Annotated in this window: 7 protein-coding genes; all 7 read right to left on the bottom strand. The window is 52.1% G+C overall.

Features of this window, described 5'->3' with window-relative positions:
• Positions 1 to 111: 111 nt before the first annotated feature.
• Positions 112 to 1,173 carry a 3-deoxy-7-phosphoheptulonate synthase AroG gene (gene aroG, locus ACO0LC_RS12495; protein WP_423003460.1) on the bottom strand — a complete coding sequence of 354 codons (1,062 nt, stop codon included), beginning with the start codon at positions 1,171 to 1,173 and terminating at the stop codon, positions 112 to 114.
• A gap of 443 nt (positions 1,174 to 1,616) precedes the next feature.
• Complete coding sequence (locus ACO0LC_RS12500) at positions 1,617 to 2,039, bottom strand: tetratricopeptide repeat protein (protein ID WP_423003462.1); 423 nt, start codon at positions 2,037 to 2,039, stop codon at positions 1,617 to 1,619.
• Positions 2,040 to 2,077: 38 nt separating this feature from the next.
• Positions 2,078 to 6,946, bottom strand: a complete 4,869-nt coding sequence (locus ACO0LC_RS12505; RefSeq protein WP_423003464.1) for a cellulose synthase subunit BcsC-related outer membrane protein — start codon at positions 6,944 to 6,946, stop codon at positions 2,078 to 2,080.
• Between the two features lie 239 nt (positions 6,947 to 7,185).
• A complete protein-coding gene (locus ACO0LC_RS12510; RefSeq protein ID WP_423003466.1) occupies positions 7,186 to 11,724 on the bottom strand; it encodes a cellulose synthase subunit BcsC-related outer membrane protein in 4,539 nt (1,512 codons plus the stop codon).
• Between the two features lie 184 nt (positions 11,725 to 11,908).
• The gene (gene bcsA / locus ACO0LC_RS12515) at positions 11,909 to 16,453 is read right to left on the bottom strand and encodes a UDP-forming cellulose synthase catalytic subunit (protein ID WP_423003468.1); all 4,545 of its coding nucleotides are present in this window, start codon (positions 16,451 to 16,453) and stop codon (positions 11,909 to 11,911) included.
• The gene (gene bcsQ / locus ACO0LC_RS12520; protein WP_423003470.1) at positions 16,454 to 17,221 is read right to left on the bottom strand and encodes a cellulose biosynthesis protein BcsQ; all 768 of its coding nucleotides are present in this window, start codon (positions 17,219 to 17,221) and stop codon (positions 16,454 to 16,456) included.
• A complete protein-coding gene (gene bcsP / locus ACO0LC_RS12525) occupies positions 17,218 to 18,057 on the bottom strand; it encodes a cellulose biosynthesis protein BcsP (protein WP_423003472.1) in 840 nt (279 codons plus the stop codon). Before bcsP ends, bcsQ begins: the two co-directional genes overlap by 4 nt.
• Positions 18,058 to 18,092 lie beyond the last annotated feature (35 nt).

Genomic DNA, 18,092 nt, shown 5'->3' on the forward strand with positions numbered 1-18,092 from the left:
TGTGATTTTGCATTTACAAATCAAACTCATCTGCCAATATTCTGGCTTGCAAACTAGCGCAAGCCAGAAAGTATGGAAAATACTTTGGCCGTATTAATACAACTAATACGATTAATAAGACTGCTTCAAACGCCTTTGCCTGACAGCCTCAGCCAGACCTTCCAGCACCTTGATACTGGCTTCCCAATCTATGCAACCGTCTGTCACTGATTGACCATAGACCAGTTCCTTGCCTGGCATCAGGTCCTGGCGACCGGCAACCAGATGGGACTCAATCATGACACCGACGATGCGGGTATCGCCATCGGCAATTTGCTTGCCTATGTCAGCGCATACGGGGATTTGGTTAGCTGGATTTTTTGAGCTATTCGCATGCGAAGCATCTATCATCAGGCGCGAAGCCAGGCCACTATTGGCGATATCCTTGCAAGCGGCATCGACACTGACAGCATCGTAATTAGGTGTCTTGCCACCGCGCAGGATGATGTGGCAGTCTTCATTGCCGTTGGTGGAGACGATAGCGGAATGGCCGCCTTTGGTCACCGATAAAAAATGGTGGGGCTGCGACGAAGCCTTGATCGCATCAACAGCGATTTTGACATTGCCATCAGTGCCATTCTTGAAACCTACCGGGCATGACAAGCCAGATGCCAGTTCCCTGTGGACTTGTGACTCTGTCGTGCGGGCACCGATTGCACCCCAGCTAATAAGATCAGCAATGTATTGCGGGCTGATGACATCCAGATATTCCGTACCAGCTGGCAAGCCTAGTTCATTGATGTTGAGCAGCAGTTCGCGGGCAATGCGCAAGCCATCATTGATGCGGAAACTATTGTCGAGGTAAGGATCATTGATGAGTCCTTTCCAGCCTACCGTGGTACGCGGTTTTTCGAAATACACGCGCATGATGATTTCCAGTTCACCAGCAAAGCGCGGGCGCTCTGCTGCCAGGCGATGTGCATATTCCATTGCAGCCTTGGTGTCATGGATGGAGCATGGGCCGATGACGACCATGAGTCTGTCATCCTGACCATGCAGGATACGGTGCAGGGCGGTGCGGGCATTGGCTGCGGTTTCCGAGGCTTTTTCAGAGCAGGCAAACTCACGTATCAAATGTGAGGGTGGGACCAGTTCCTTCATTTCGCGTATGCGTAAATCATCGGTGCGTTGCATGTCTTCTCCTGAGAATTTCTTAAAAAATAATATGTTTAAATGTAGTAAAAATTCTGATCGGTAAAGGTAATTACTATTCAATTTCTTTTCGTGCCTGATCGCAACTTACTGGTAGTAAATGCAAGGGCAAAAAAAAACCGCCTGATCGGGCGGTTTTTTAGAATTTTGGTTTAGCTCTTTTTCTTCGAGTGCTTACCGTCTTTCCACCGCCCTTGGCTTGGAATAGCTAAAATAAAAGAAGAAAAAGAAAGCAATTTGTTTCATATCAATATTTTGCAATAGTCGCGTGTATATTCAGCTCAATTATTGTTTTTGCATGGTTTTACTCGTCAAAATGAGTATTTCAAAACCATAGTGCCTCAGAATTCAGCAATTTGCAAGAATGTTCCTGAAATAAGCTTATGCATTCTTTGATGCCTCTGGCGCTTCTAGCTATTTCTTACTCACTTTTTCCACAATGGTGGCGGTTCTGGCGGGATATCACCCTGATTGGGATAAGCACCGGGGACTGGGGCTTTTCTTTGCACGGCAGCCACTTGGGGCGTATTGCGATTCATCCAGTTGCGCAATTCATTGAGGTTGGCAACGATATCGGCACGATTAGGCGCAAGACGGTTTGCCCTTTCCAGCAAGTTCAGGGCTTTTTCATTGTCGCCTTGAGCTGCCAGGGCCACCGCCTGATTATTCAGTGCAGAAGCATCAAAGGGATTGATCTTGGCTGCCTCGGCAAATTTTTTACTGGCCGCGCTATTATTTCCTTCGGCCAGGAAGTTACGCCCTTCTACATTCGGGTCCTGTGCATGCGCAATAGCACTTACACTTAGCACCAGCAAACTGGCGCTGACAAGCTGATTTATGGATATCATGACTTTCATTCTGCTTTCTCAATTAGTAGCTTGCTAGCTTAATATCCCTGATAGTAAGCCTTGGGAGCAACAGGCGGGAAACCGACCGGGCTCTTGCGCGGCTCAAAGCTGTAGCGCAGGTAGACTGCCGCGGAGGTGTCGTTGAAATCACCTGAGTTGTCTGCACTGAGTTTGCCTCCCAGGAATAAATGCGGGCTTAACTGGTATTCGGCGGCCCCGCCTATCTTGAAGGCAAATGCCGTCCTGGTTTGGCCAGGGTAGCTGGTCTGGATGTTGACCGTAGGATTGGCTGCTGCGAATTGTTCGAGATCAGTCTGGTCTGCCGGTGAGTTGGGGTAGTAGGCTGCAGCCAGTTCTCTGAAGTGCTGGACGCCGAGTGAGGTCGCCAGCTGGTAGGAGAATTTGCCTTTGCGTCCTGCGATCTCCAGCGGTATGCCTACTGCGACATAGGATTTGGGGCTGAAGTAGCCGCCGTGTCCATAGGTGAAGTAGCGCAGGTTTTTGTTGTAGAAGAAGGAGGTCAGGCCCAGTCCTGTGGTGAAGCTGAAGTCGTTGCTTTTGTAGGCGCGCCAGTAGGCGCCCAGGCCAAATTCTGCTTCGGTGTTCTTGACGACGTTTTTACCAGTCAGGCTATAGTAGCCAAGGCTGGCGTAGACGCCGCCGTCTTCTCCATCGTAGGAGGTGTCTATCTTGACGCCGGTACGGGTGACGCCACCCCAGGTGAGTCCGTACAGGCTGTCTTTGGCACCGGCATAGGAGAGGTAGCTGTCAGTGACGGAGCGACGGGCGAGTTCTATGCCAAGGCTGGCGCCATCGTCGCTACCGCTCCAGCGCAGGCCACCGACGACGTTCTGGATGGGGAAGCCTATGGGGCTCGATCCTATATCGGCACGGACACCGGCAATTTCGTAGCTGAGGCTGAGGGCGACGCCTTTGGCTTCTTCATCAAGGCTGGCGACTGTGGGCAGGCCTTGCTGGCGGGCGATGGTGGTGAATGGGACTTTGGCGTATTTGGCGCGTTCTACTACGATCGCATTGCGGCCGAACTGGCCTGCAATATTGCTGTCGTTGAGGTTGAGGGTGCCTGCATCTGCTACGACGGGAATGATCTTGAGCCCGAACTGGCCCAGGCCTAAGGTGCTGAGGCGGGCTTCTATCGGGGTTTCAAGATCACTCAGGGCCGACAGACCTTTTTCTCCACTGCGTACTCGGCCCGCTACTGCGACCGTGATGTCGCTGTGATTGAGTTCATTGATAGCGTCTATTTCTTTGAGTAAAGCCGCTTCTTCTGCACTGACGTTGGCTGGCTTGCTGGCTTTGCTTCTGCTTGGTACTGCGGCATTACTGGTGTTGGCCGCTACCGTGCCAACGTAGTTTACACTGCTGCCACCAGACGCATATTGCTGAGGCACTGCCACTGGTGTCGCCGTATAGCTGGTCTTGGGAGGAATATAAGGTGTTGGGACTGCCGGTGCATTCCCCCCATAGCCACTACTCCCTGCACCATCATTATTTCTTGGTACTGCAGCCGGTGTTTGCAATGGATTAGCTTGTAACACTGGAGCTTGCGTCAGCGGACTACGCGTTAAATTGGCTGGTGGAATTTGATATACCGTGGCGGCTCCGCTGGCACTGCCAGTATTACCACTAGTGCCGCCCTGCACCGCTGCTGGCACAGCAGTTGGCGCATAAGCTTGTGGTGTTACTGCTGCAGGTGCCCTGGCATTTTGGACAATTGCAGGCAATTGCGGAATCGCAGGTGCAGGTGCAGGTGTAACTATCGCTGTTGCCATTGCCTGGTTGCCGGCGCGAGCTTGTGCACCAGCCAGGGCAGCGGCCGATAATTGCGGTATCACATATTGCGATGCTGGCTGAATATACTGCGCCTGAGGTGCAGGCACATACTGAGGCTGGGCATACTGCGGTTGCGCGTATTGTGGTTGCACATATTGTGCTTGTGGATATTGCCCTTGGAATTGTGCCTGCAATGGTGGCGCATATTGCGGCACTGCCTGCTGCATGGGTACACCTACTGGTGCAAATATGGCACTCTTGGAATTAGGTATTTGAGCTTGCTGTACAGGAGCATAATTGACTGCGGCAGCGGTTTGCGGCCTGCCACTACGATCGGCAAACGGGTTCACGCTGAAATCATTGGCAATGGCTGGCTGGGCCTGTGCCACCAGCCGTATGCCATTCGCCCCCATGCCGTTATTTGGCCTTTGCGCCTGCTCCATGGCCAGTGCCTGGCGGAAGTATTCCAGCGCCCGGCCATTATTGCCCTGGGCACGAGCAAGATTTCCGGCCAGGGAAATAAAGCGCGGATTATCTGGCTGTAATTGCATCAGGGTAGCCAGGTATTGTTCTGCCGAGTTAAAGTCTTTGACCTGTATTGCCGCATAAACCAGGGCTTGCAATACCTCGGGATTTTCTGGCTCGGCTTGCAATACGCGTTGATACAAATCCCTGGCCGTCTCGGTATCACCTGCCGATGTATAAATACGCGCCAGCGACAATAGCAAGAGATTGTCGTCAGGATCCGCCATCAACATGGGCTGGATAAAATTGAAGGCACTGGCATAATCACCGGCCTCACGTGCGCGTTCTGAATAGCGCATGGAGACTATGCGCTGCAAATCCTTATAGTCAGCCACTTCTGCCGCCGTCAGGTTGGGCATCTCCGTGACTTTGCGCATGACAGCCAGCAATTCAGCTTCCTGGTTTGCACGCAACAAGGCCATGCCGTATTGCAGCAGCAAACCAGCCTGAGGCTTGGGTGTACTATCCACAGCACGCTTGACCAGCGCCAAACCATGGGCGGGGTCACCCACTTTCATGTGGAAAGCTGCGATGATGCCAACAAACTCTGCATCATTGCCCGCAGCGTTTTCTATCAGGCCCAACAGCTCGCGGGATCGCAAAGTATCGCCGCGGTTGGCAAAGACATTCAGGCGGTCGACCTGCACCCTGGTCCACAGGCGTTTTTGCAGCTCAAACATTTCTGGTTTTCTGGCAGCAACGGGCAAACGCTCCAGTGTCATCAAACCTTCCCACCATAATTGCTGCATGGCGCTTAGCAAGGCACTAGCATACAGGGCTTCAGCCTGGGGATTTTCTACATTGGCGATCGCATCCATCAAGGCGCGCGCAGCACCCGGGGCATTCTGTCCAAGGTAAATTTTTGCCAGGGCCATGCGCAACCATGGGTTATCAGGGGTGATGAGCACCGCATCTTCAAGACTGGCCTGGGCTGTCGCAATATCCCCGGCTGCCTCAGCGAGCTTGGCCTTGTCCCATAACTGTGTGGCCTTCAATTCAGACAGCACCTGCATCTGGCGCGGCGACATGAAAGCGCTCAATTCTTCCAGATCCTTGATACGTTTTTGCAAAGCCAGCAAACCTATCAGGCTATCGAGTGCACCCAGATTTTTTGCATCATTTTTTAAGACCAGGCGGAAATTTGCCTCAGCTCCGACCGGATCATTTTCTGCCATCAGGGCATCGCCCAACTGCAGTATGCCTACACTTTCCTTGGGGTCCATTTCGACAGCCTTGCGCAACAAAGCTATACCCTTGGCACTATCACTGTTTTCAAATGCCGTGCGTGCGTCAGCTATCGTGCCCCAGTAATTGGCACGGTCAAAAGCGGGTTTCCATTGATCCTTGCGATTCGCTGGCGATAAGTCCACTGCTTTTTGCAATAGTGCCCGTGAATCAATAAACTCATCCTGGCGCATTTTCACCAGGCCCATGCCGCCATAACCGGCAGAATCCTTTGGGTGGGATTTGATCAAGGCTTGGAATGCAGTTTCTGCTGTCTTGAGATCATTCTCATCAAGCGCCTTGAAGGCAGCCATGCGGGTTTTTTCCAGGCTATCACCAGCGACTTTCGTATGTGCCTCTGCCTTGGCTTCTGCTTTGCTGGCGACTTTAGTTTCAGCTTTAACTTCAGCTTTAGATTCAGTCTTACTTTCAGCCTTTGCTACGATTTCTGCCTTGGGTGCAGCTTCAATTTTTTGCCTGGTTTCTGCCGCTGCCTTGACTGCAGTATTCTGCTTGGCGGCTGCCAGTACTTTGGCGGGATTGTTTTTTTCTTCAAGCACTGTTGGTGCTGCTGGATGACTCAAGCTGGCCAGACGTTCGCTGATGACCTGGTCTTCAGGAAACTTATCCAGATAACGGCGGAAGTGTCTGGCATTCTCATTTTTTACGCCCATCCAGCTCAGCGCCTGCCGCCAGGAGTCGCCAGCTTGCTTGCCGACATCTGCCTTGGCAGTCAATTGTTCCAGGGCTGCCATACCCTCTATGCGCGTAGGTTCGCGATAAGTCAGCACCTGGGCATAGGCCAGGGCATAACGGCTATTACCTGGATTTTCCTTGAGCAGTTTTTCCATTCCGCGCTTGGCATCAGGATAGCCAGCCTTGGTACCTGCCAGGACCTGGAAATATTCAAATGCGGCATCGCCCTTGAGTTTGGCAGGATCGCCCATTTGCTTATACGCTTCTACCGCACTGTCGGCATCCCCCTGCTTGGCCAGTTTGCGTGCCTCTTCGAGTTGCCCGCCACCTACTCCGTTATTGCCATGAAGCACGGCATTTTCAGCGGTACGCAATTGCGTGATTGTGGCTTGCGAGCCTCTCAGCTTGGAGTAATAGGCTTTGGCTTGCGTAGTGTTACCGGCCTTGGCTTCAAATAGTATCAAGGCCAGCAAGGCATCGACATTCGAAGGTTCGATTTTTAAGATCTTGCGCCAGGCATCTGCAGCATTTTCATCCTTGCCGCGCTGCGCCCAGAACTGCGCCTGCTCTTTCAATTGCTGCGTCAAAGGGGAATTCGCGAGTACTGCCCCGCTTTCCAGATATGCCGTCAAAAGCGCCATGACCAGCGCCTTCTTCTTAAAAGTCATTCATGTCCCCTTTTAACTACTTATTGCCTCGTGAATATATTGTGTATCAATGTCTTCAATGTCTTATATACAAACACTCACGTCACCTGCATTTTGAAGTAAGCCAGCCCAAATAGGAAGTATATGTGTGGCGCGAATTGTAAATCTATTGTAAATCCGATAAAAAAAACCGCCATATCCTCACAAATATGGCGGTTTTTTATCTTTTACAGACTGGCTATATCAAATGCTCAATTAGCTTAATACCCCTGATAGTAAGCCTTGGGAGCAACAGGCGGGAAACCGACCGGGCTCTTGCGTGGCTCAAAGCTGTAGCGCAGGTAGACTGCCGCGGAGGTGTCGTTGAAATCACCTGAGTTGTCTGCACTGAGTTTGCCTCCCAGGAATAAATGCGGGCTTAACTGGTATTCGGCGGCCCCGCCTATCTTGAAGGCAAATGCCGTCCTGGTTTGGCCAGGGTAGCTGGTCTGGATGTTGACCGTAGGATTGGCTGCTGCGAATTGTTCGAGATCAGTCTGGTCTGCCGGTGAGTTGGGGTAGTAGGCTGCAGCCAGTTCTCTGAAGTGCTGGACGCCGAGTGAGGTCGCCAGCTGGTAGGAGAATTTGCCTTTGCGTCCTGCGATCTCCAGCGGTATGCCTACTGCGACATAGGATTTGGGGCTGAAGTAGCCGCCGTGTCCATAGGTGAAGTAGCGCAGGTTTTTGTTGTAGAAGAAGGAGGTCAGGCCCAGTCCTGTGGTGAAGCTGAAGTCGTTGCTTTTGTAGGCGCGCCAGTAGGCGCCCAGGCCAAATTCTGCTTCGGTGTTCTTGACGACGTTTTTACCAGTCAGGCTATAGTAGCCAAGGCTGGCGTAGACGCCGCCGTCTTCTCCATCGTAGGAGGTGTCTATCTTGACGCCGGTACGGGTGACGCCACCCCAGGTGAGTCCGTACAGGCTGTCTTTGGCACCGGCATAGGAGAGGTAGCTGTCAGTGACGGAGCGACGGGCGAGTTCTATGCCAAGGCTGGCGCCATCGTCGCTACCGCTCCAGCGCAGGCCACCGACGACGTTCTGGATGGGGAAGCCTATGGGGCTCGATCCTATATCGGCACGGACACCGGCAATTTCGTAGCTGAGGCTGAGGGCGACGCCTTTGGCTTCTTCATCAAGGCTGGCGACTGTGGGCAGGCCTTGCTGGCGGGCGATGGTGGTGAATGGGACTTTGGCGTATTTGGCGCGTTCTACTACGATCGCATTGCGGCCGAACTGGCCTGCAATATTGCTGTCGTTGAGGTTGAGGGTGCCTGCATCTGCTACGACGGGAATGATCTTGAGCCCGAACTGGCCCAGGCCTAAGGTGCTGAGGCGGGCTTCTATCGGGGTTTCAAGATCACTCAGGGCCGACAGACCTTTTTCTCCACTGCGTACTCGGCCCGCTACTGCGACCGTGATGTCGCTGTGATTGAGTTCATTGATAGCGTCTATTTCTTTGAGTAAAGCCGCTTCTTCTGCACTGACGTTGGCTGGCTTGCTGGCTTTGCTTCTGCTTGGTACTGCGGCAGCTGCATATTGCTGCGGTACTGGCACTGGGTTTGCAGTATAGCTGGCCTTGGGCGGAACATAGGGCGTCGCTGGCGTATATTGCGCCAGCATGGTTTGTGCCGGATAAGGGTTTTGCATGGTCGCGCCATTGCTATAAGTATCCGGGCTATAGCGGTTGGGTTCAGGCGAGACCCCTCCAGTTTTAGGCAATGGCGGCTGCAAAATATTCACCGGTGCTGTTGCTGGTGGCAGACTTGAGCCTGCTGGCGCACTGGCTGGCACGGCCTGAGACTTGGGTGCGGGAGGCAGGGTCGGCAATGTCGGTATGGCCTTGGGTGCAGTATTAGGGGTAACACTATTGAGCGGTGCCGCTGCAGGGGATGGCTGCGATGTCAAAGGCTTGCCCACAGGTGCAAAAATGCCACCGGTATAGCTGCTGGCTGGAACCTCTTTCAAAGCCGGGGCATTACGGGTAACCGCCGCCGCATTTGGCCCTACCATTTGCAATTGTGGCTGTCCGGCTATCGCAGGTTTACGATCCGCAAAGGGATTGAGCTTGAAATCACTGACTGCGCTGGCGGGAGCAGAGTCCACCAGGCGCAAACCATTCGGGCCTGTGCCTGTAACGGTTTTTTGCGCCTTTTCCATTGCCAGTGCTTCTTTGAAATAACTGAGGGCGCGGCTATTATTACCCTGTGCCCGTGCAACATTGCCTGCCAGTGACAGATAGCGCGGATTATACGGCTCTTGTCGCAGCAAGACACTCAGATAACGCTCGGCATTGCCAAAATCACGGGCTTGTATGGCGGCGTAGACCAGGCCTTGCAAGACTTCTGTATTGTCTGGATCACTCTGCAAGACTCTGACATACAACTCCTTGGCTGCCTCACTATCCCCGGCAGCGTTGTATATCCTGGCCAGTGTCAGCAACAGCATATTGTCATCAGGATCGGCGATCAGCATGGGCTGGATATAGGCATAGGCATTGGCATAGTCACCCGCTTCGCGCGCGCGCTCGGCATAGCGCATGGCCAGCACTCTTTGCAATTGCATGAAAGCAGTGATCTCGCCCTCTTGCAAGTTCGGCATGGCAGCAACCTTGCGCATGACAGCTTCCAGTTCGGCTTCCTGATTGCTTTGCATCAAAGTACCTGCGAACTGCAACAATAATCCGGCTGATGGCTTGGGCGTATTTTGCACAGCCTGACGCAACATCGCAAAGCCACGCTCCTTGTCACCAAACTGTATATACAGATTGGCCATGGTACCGGTAAATTCCAGGTCATTGCCTGCCACCTGCTCTACTGATGCCAGGACATCTCTTGCTGCCGCTGTATTGCCGCGCTTGCCCAGCAAGGTGATGCGGTCTATTTGCACGCGTATCCACAGGCGTTTTTGCAAATCCACCATTTCTTTCTTGCGCGAAGGGACTGGTACTCTTTCCAGTGTCGTCAAGGCCTCCCACCAGAATTGCTGCATTTCACTGAGCAAGGCGCTGACGTACAGAGCCTCTGGGTCTGGTGCTTCTACATTGGTCATGGCATCGATGAGTGCCCTGGCCTGGCCTGGCATATCGCGCTTCAGGTAGATTCTTGCCAGTGCCATGCGCAACCAGGCGTTATCAGGCTTGATCATGATGGCATCTTCCAGCATCTTTTGCGCTGTATTGATGTCGCCTGCGGCTTCAGCCGCCTTGGCCTTATTCCATAAATCTTCCGACTTCAAATTCGCCACTATCGCCAGATGGCGTGGCAACATGATGTTGCCAAGAGCTTCAAGATCGCTGATACGTTTTTGCAAAACCAGCACGCCGATAACACCATCAAGTGCACGAATATTGCCATTGTCTGCATTCAACACGCGGCGATAATTTTCTTCTGCCCCTGCCAGGTCATTTTCAGCCTGCAAGGCATCTGCCAGTTGCAAGATACCCGCAGGTTCCTTGCTGTTGAGGGTAATCGCCTTGCGTAAAAAACCTATACCCTTGACACTGTCACCATCTTCAAAAGCAGTCCTGGCTTCAGCGACGATGGCCCAGTAACTAGCATCTTCATAGGCTTGCCGCCATTGGTCTTTGGATTGCCCTGGTGAGTAGTCCACTGCTTTTTGCAAGAAACCCCTGGCCTCTATGAATTCTTCCTGGCGCATTTTGACCAGACCCATACCACCATAGCCGGTAGGGTTCTTGGGATGGGATTTGATCAAGGCCTGGAATTCATTGGCAGCAGTATCTACATCATTCGCGTCCAGGGCCTTGAAGCCAGCAATACGGCTGGTCTCTATGGGGTTTTCTGCCACTGGTTTAGGCTTGGCTACAGCTTTTTCGGCTTTCTCTGGCTTGTCAGCCTTTTCGATTTTTTCGATTTTTTCGGTCTTTTCGATTTTTTTGTGTTCTTTGGCAGGCTTGCCTTCGACTGCCTTGCTGCCTTCAACTGGCGTTGCTGTTGGCGCGACCGTTGCCACGACTGCAGGTGCGGCAACGTTGGCAGGTCTGCTCATGCTGGCCAACCTGTCCTGTATCAGTTTGTCATCTGGATGTTTATCCAGATAATGACTGAAATACTTGGTATTTTCTGGTTTCAGCCCCATCCAGCTCAGCGCCTGACGCCAGGATTCTGTCGCCTGCTTACCGACCTCTGGTTTGTTGCCCAGGTTTTCCAGCAAGCTCATGCCTTCCACCCTGCTGGATTCACGATAGGTCAACACTTGTGCATAGGCCAGTGCATATTTGGTATTGGCTGGATTTTCCTTGCTGAGCTTTTCCAGACCTTGCCTGGCTTCAGCATGACCATTCTTGGTGCCCGCCAATACCTGAAAATACTCGTAGGCGGCATCGCCTTTCAGCTTGGAGGGGTCACCTATCTGTTTATAGGCATCAACTGCGGCTTCGGTATCACCCTGCTTGGCAAGTTTGCGTGCATTCTCCAGTTGCCCAACACCACCTGTGCTCCCCTGGCGCAAGGCTTGCTCTACGCTGCGTACTTGTCCCGATGTAGCTTGAGTACCGCGCAAGCGTGCGAAATAGGTTTTGGCTTGTTCAGGGTTGCCTGCCTTGGCTTCGAGTATGGACAGCGCCATCAAAGCATCGACATTATTGACATCGACCTTCAGCAACTTGCGCCAGATATCGGCCGCATTATCGTCGCGACCGCGCTGCTGCCAGAACTGTGCCTGTTCTTTTAATTGCTGCGTCAAAGCCGTTTCTGCAGACGCAGTTCCACTCTCAAAAAAAACCGTCAAAAGCGCTAATAACATCGCTTTTTTCTTCAAGACCATTTACATCCCCTAATGATCGCTTTTTTCTGTGAGCATATACTTTATTGCCAGCTCAGAAAATCAGCACTGTGTCAGATTTGACATGACCAGAGCAAAACGGGCAGCGCTATCTGTTTGCTTCGTATTCAGATAGTACGCTGCCCTCCTGGTCGGCTTTAATGAATTATTTCGTTTTGTCTTCCAGGGCCAGTCGTGATGCTGCTTTCTTACGCAAGAAGCGGAACAACATGGTTGCAGCAATCAGCGATGCCAGCATCAGGAAAATAATCATGATGAAAGGCTGGGTAGACAAATGCCATTTGATCCATATCCACCACGGCAGACTACCAGAGTAATAGGTATCGCCAATTTGCGCATTGGCGATACGTTCACCTTTGATCAATACCAGGTCGCCCTGGAATTTGCTGCGCAAGTCAGCCTTGTTCAAACCCATGGTCAGGTCGGACAAACTGGCAGAATCACCCGATGTCATGACGATCACGCTACGCCCGCTGGACAAGGGCGATTCAAATTGCATCATGGCGCCAAAGGCATTGCCCGTCTTGGCCAGCATCTCACCGGCATGGCGTTCCATGGTATCGAGATCACGGCCAGCCCAGCGCGTCACCAGGCGCAAGAAACCTGTTGGCAATTGCAAGCGATTGCCGTTTTCATCCATGCTCATGGGCATGTATTTCGACCATTGCTTGAGCAGTGGTAAATTGGCACTGGCACCTATCAGCAGGAAATCCTTGTCGCTGAATTTTTCTACATCCGCACTACGAATCAGACTGGTGTTCAAGACGGGATAACCTGTGGACTCACCCATGCGGCCCATGACATTGAGGAATAACTCCATCTCTTGCACATTAGGGCGATCCGGCATGACGATGGCCGTCTGTGCCAGATCAGCCATGCGGGTGAATGGGAAACCGGCATTGGCCATGTAGGCCAGATTAGGCATTGCTGCATAGTGCGGCATATTCGAAAAATCGATCGTCGAATCCGGATCAATGGCGGAGCGCACATTATCCAGGTAGACATCCTTACAGGCACCTTGTTTAGGGTAATCGTAAAAAAAGTGGAACTGCAGCTGGTTTTCTGCCCCGATACGGAAGGTCGGCACCTGGATTTCATCCTGGGCATAGCGCTGGCCATCCTTGAAGAACAGCATGACCGATTCCTTGATCTTGCCTTTTTCTATCTGACCTCCGGATAAAGGCAGGGAACGCACGAACTCATCATTGATGCCTATGTTCAGTGTTGACTTGTCGACCGTAGGACGAGGCGTGAAACGGTAACGCAAATCAATAGGCACGCCTTCTTTTTGCCAGGTGAACAAGTCAGGTGCCACACGCAAATTTACACGTATCAAATCTGGCGTCAAACCATTGACTCTGAGTGCTGGTGGTGCAGCCAGTTCACCAAACTTGACTGGCCTGTCTGTAGGCAACCATTTTGGTGCATCATAAGGTTTGCGTGGATCGATTTCTTTCAGGTTCTTGATCAGGGCAGACTCACCGGACATGGCGATCTGGCCCATGGTGAGTGCTTGCACGGCAATCTTGAGTTCAGCCACATCACGCCCCAGGACCAGCAACAACTTTGCTTTGGGATTGCTTGGGTTGGGCATGATCGCCAAAGTAGGTCCGGCGATTGCTGGCAGGGTCACGCCTGCCGGCGCTTCATTGGCAGTGGCGAACAAGACGGCATTGCCACGAGGCAGGGTATTTGCTTCTATGGGGAAGCGAGCACCACGATACGATGAAAGGTGACCGAACCAGGAAGCCACCACACCAGCATTACGCAAAACTTCCAGTGAAGGCGTAGCTGGCAAGATGAACGGCAGTTCCAGCAATTTGTTGTCGCGCCGGTCGAAGAAAGGTGCTGGCAACATACCCAGGTCATTCGCCAGTGCCAACGGGGATACGGTCAATTCCAGATTGGTGGTGTGGCTAACCTTGGCCCACAGGCTGGAATGATAGGGGTCTTCACAATCCCTGGTGTAATGGCCTATGAGTTTAAAACTGAGTTGATTGAAGTCAGCAAAAAAACGTGGGTCGATAACATCTTCACGCACTATGCCCTTGGAGGTTTCCTTGGGCAGAGGAACGACACTGACGAGTTCATTATTGACCAGGACCTGTATATGCGACAGATCAGGCAGCAGGGCTGGTGAATAAGCGATGCCATATTTGATCTTGGCCGCAGTGATCACCTCGTCGCTGCGTACTGTAAATGGAAAAGAGCGCTCGCCTTCTGTACCACGCAACTCAACGCTGGAGCCTACCCCTACCATATCTTTCAGGCTGAGGTTATAGGTCTTTTGTCCACCAACAACTGAAGTTGGTTGCAATTCTTCAATTGCCAGTTTTTCAGCGACCACAGGCTCAGCCGTAGCGGATACACTGGCGCGCTTGGATTTGGCCAGTACGTCATCCTGGTGGACAATCGCACTCAAACCGCAAAGTATGGCCAGAGCCGTGCCACTGCCTTTGCGCGATATTTTAGTTCGTATACTTGTCACGATGGTTTTCACGATGGACGCCTCATTTATTTTATTCATATGTTCTGTTCTTTCCACTACGTATTGCTTGATGCTGGTACCAAACCTGCTGAATCCACGCATGCTGTGGTAAGCGATTTCTTTCAAGCCGTTGAGCGGGTGGTCTATATCCCTGTCATTTGACCAACTCAACCAAACGTCGGCACGGCCTATGGTGCAGTTGATCAAATCCATTTCCTGTTGCAAATCCAAAGGCAGGAATTGCACACTAAGCAGATTGTCTTTGAAGAACACAGTCTTGGCAGGAAAAACTGACTCCCCATTGGTGCCATACAGCGACACCATCAAATCTTCATCCTTGCGCATCTGAAAACCATCTGGCACCCGGAAAGACATGCCACCCATGGAGAAATCTTCGGTCTTGCAGACGATGGAGTGGCCATTATTCAAGCGCAGGGTAGCACTCAATACTGCCCTGACCCTGTGGGTGCGCCGGACTTGCTTGGACTCTGTCGCCACCGCCAGGGTTGCCCCCAGGATGACCAGGTTATAGATAGTCCACAGCATATTGAGAATGACAGTATCCATCTCATAGGTATTCCACCACAGCGCCCGGCCAAAGCCGACAAAAAAACCAAGTATGTTCATGCCCAGCATGATCAGGTAGGGTTTGGAAATGGTCCAGTCAAAATGCTCTTGCTCTACCAGCCCCCCCTTGGCGGTCACATTGAACTTACCCAGCTTGGGGTTGATCAGCGCCACCAGCGTAGGGCGGAAGATATACCAGGCCAGTGTTGCCTCGTACACCTCAGCCCAGAAAGAATGCCGGTGTGCTCCCTGTATGCGTGAATTGGTCAGGTTGGCATGCAAGAGATGGGGTAAGGAATACGCGGCAATCGACAAGGCCGATGCCTTGATGATATGCACTTCAAAAAACAGATAGGACAGTGGTGCCAGCAAGAACACCATGCGGGGCAAACCATAAAAGAAATGCAGCATGGCATTGCTATAACAAAGCCGCTGGCCAAAACTAAGGCCCCTCCCCAGCAAGGGATTATCGGTACGGAAAATCTGCGCCATGCCACGTGCCCAGCGTATGCGCTGACCAACGTGGGCTGACAAACTCTCCGTCGCCAGACCAGCTGCCTGCGGCAAGGCCAGGTAGGCAGTGTTATAGCCGCGGCGCTGCATTTTCAATGCTGTATGTGCATCTTCAGTCACGGTTTCGACGGCGATGCCACCGACTTCTTCAAGATAAGTGCGACGCAGGATGGCGCAGGAACCACAAAAGAAAGTCGCGTTCCACAAATCATTACCGTCCTGTATCAGGCCGTAGAACAACTCACCTTCATTGGGCACATTGCGAAAGGTCTGCAGATTGCGCTCAAACGGATCAGGGGACAGGAAATGATGGGGGGTCTGTACCATGGCCAGTTTGGGATCGACCAGAAACCAGCCCATGGTGTATTGCAAAAACGAGCGCGTAGGCATGTGATCGCAATCGAAGATGGCGACGAAATCTCCCGTGGTACGCTTGAGGGCAGCATTGATATTACCGGCTTTCGCATGGTTATTATCGGCCCGGGTAAAACACTGCACTCCCACAGATTCGGCAAATTCGGCAAAGGCCGGGCGACGTCCGTCATCCAGGATAATGATATTGAGCTTGTCCTTGGGCCAGTCTATGCCCATCGCAGCCAGCACGGTAGGTTTGACCACGGCCAGGTCTTCGTTATAGCTGGGGATGAACAAATCAATGGTGGGCCAGCTGGAAGTATCCGTCGGCAACATCACCGGCTTGCGTTTCAAGGGCCAGGCTGTCTGTAAATATCCCAGCAACAGCACCAGCCAGGCATACACCTCAGCCATGATGAGTACCAGCGCGAAAAACAGGTCGATCAGATTGTCCGTACCTATGGTGTAAGTAATACGCCAGTAGATGTAGCGGCTGGTGGCGCTGATGGAAAACATCACCATGACCAGCGATATCAGTGTCCCCGTATAGCGACGCAAATACAGCGCAGTACTGAAAATGATAATGGAAAACAGTGTTTGCAAAGGCAAATCCAGCGGTATGCTGATACTCGACCAGTACAAAAAGACTGCAACCATCAAAGCCAGAAAACGCGGTGTCTTGCGTTCCCAGCCTGGCCAGTTGACCATGCTGCGCCCCAGGTCGTTGAGGCGACCATAGAGATATCGGGAATTGAGTATCGAGCGCATTTAATCAACCAATCTGAAATTTGTTTGCAGCCAGGATGTCAGTTCCTGCATATCATGGGTGGCAGAGCAATGCTGGGAGTAATAAGATACTGGTGTCTGGCAGGCCAGTGCTTCACTGACAGCTTCGTCCTTGTGTATGGTGACAGGAATGAAGCGTTTACCCAGGCTGCTGCGCATCATGCCAAAGACATCGCGACTGAGCTGCTTGGAAGCATCCATCTGATTCAGCAAATAACAATACCCCAAAAAATCTTTGCGACCAGCACAGTAGTAGTCTATCAGCGACTCTATCGAAGGTATGGTCGAGTAAGACGCAGCATCTGGTTTCAATACAACCAGGGCATAGTTGGCGACACTTAAAACTTGCTGCAGATAAATACTGGGGCCAGGTGGGGTGTCAATTAATACCACGCTGTTCTCAGTCAGTTTCAGGTTGGCAAGATGCTTAGCCAGCCATTTGGGCAAGTCTTTGATGTCTTGCTCGAAAACGCTACGCTGTACTTCATCCACGCTACCATAAGGCAAGAAATTCACGCCATAGGCGCTTTCAAACAAAACATTGGTCCAGCCACCGTCCATCGTCTCCTGTTGCGCTATGCCACTGGCATCGTCGTGCGCCATCCCAAAATGCAATCTCAGTGCATTTTGCGGATCAAGGTCAAGTATGGTAATGCGCGGCCCCAGCCGCGCCAGCGAGGCTGCCAGGTTAGCAGTCACTGTTGTCTTACCTACCCCACCTTTGGGAGAAATGACGGCAACTACCCTCATGGTTTAAATATCTTATTAAAGAATGAATTTGTCGCTGCATTGACAGGTTTGGCTTCTTCTTGCTTCCCAGCCAAACGCCCAAACACGGCGCTCACAGGTTTTTCTATGGTCGCTGAGGTCGCTGTATTACTCACCATCGCCGGAACGGCTACCTCCTCATTGCTGGCCACCGCCAGTTTTTCCGGCATGGCATGACCGGCTATGCCATGTAGAAAACCTGGCGTGGCAGTTTGAGTGAGTACAGTGGGAGACTTTGCGTTTTTTTGCCCAGGAAACACAGGCGCACTGCTTTTGACAGCAGTTGCAGTCTGCACCGGTGCTGCTTCATGCCCATTTGAGGCCTGTTCGCGGTTAGCAAAGAAACTGCTGGCCACATCACTCTTTTTTTGTTCGCTGACATTTTTCCTTTGTGCAGCGGGCATGATCTTGGAAAGAAAGGCTGGTGCTGGCGCTGGCTCAACTTCAGATTCTTCCATCACCGGAGGCTGCATCAATAATTGCTTCAGGGGCAACTGCACAGCAGACTTACTGTTTGCTGCCGTGTTGGCCACAACAGGCGTCGCCGATGTTGCCTTTACCAGCGTAGCCCTGCTGGCTGTCGACTTGATGGCTGCTGAGCGGAATGCGTCTTCATGGTGATGAACCGGTGCCGGTGGAGTGATTTCTTCTACCCTGGGCATGGCTCGTACAGGTGCCGGTGCAGCGTGCAAATGCACATCACGCAATAAAGGCCAGCGCTGTTTAGCCAATTCACTGTCTGCATCCCGATTGATCTCGCGATAGGCATCAGTAGATTGCCCGAATTTCTGAAAAAGATTTTTTACATCATCATCCATAGTGTCCACCAGTTCCGGTTACTTGTAGCGTCAAC

This window comes from Undibacterium sp. JH2W (assembly GCF_049340425.1).
GTDB lineage: Bacteria > Pseudomonadota > Gammaproteobacteria > Burkholderiales > Burkholderiaceae_D > Undibacterium.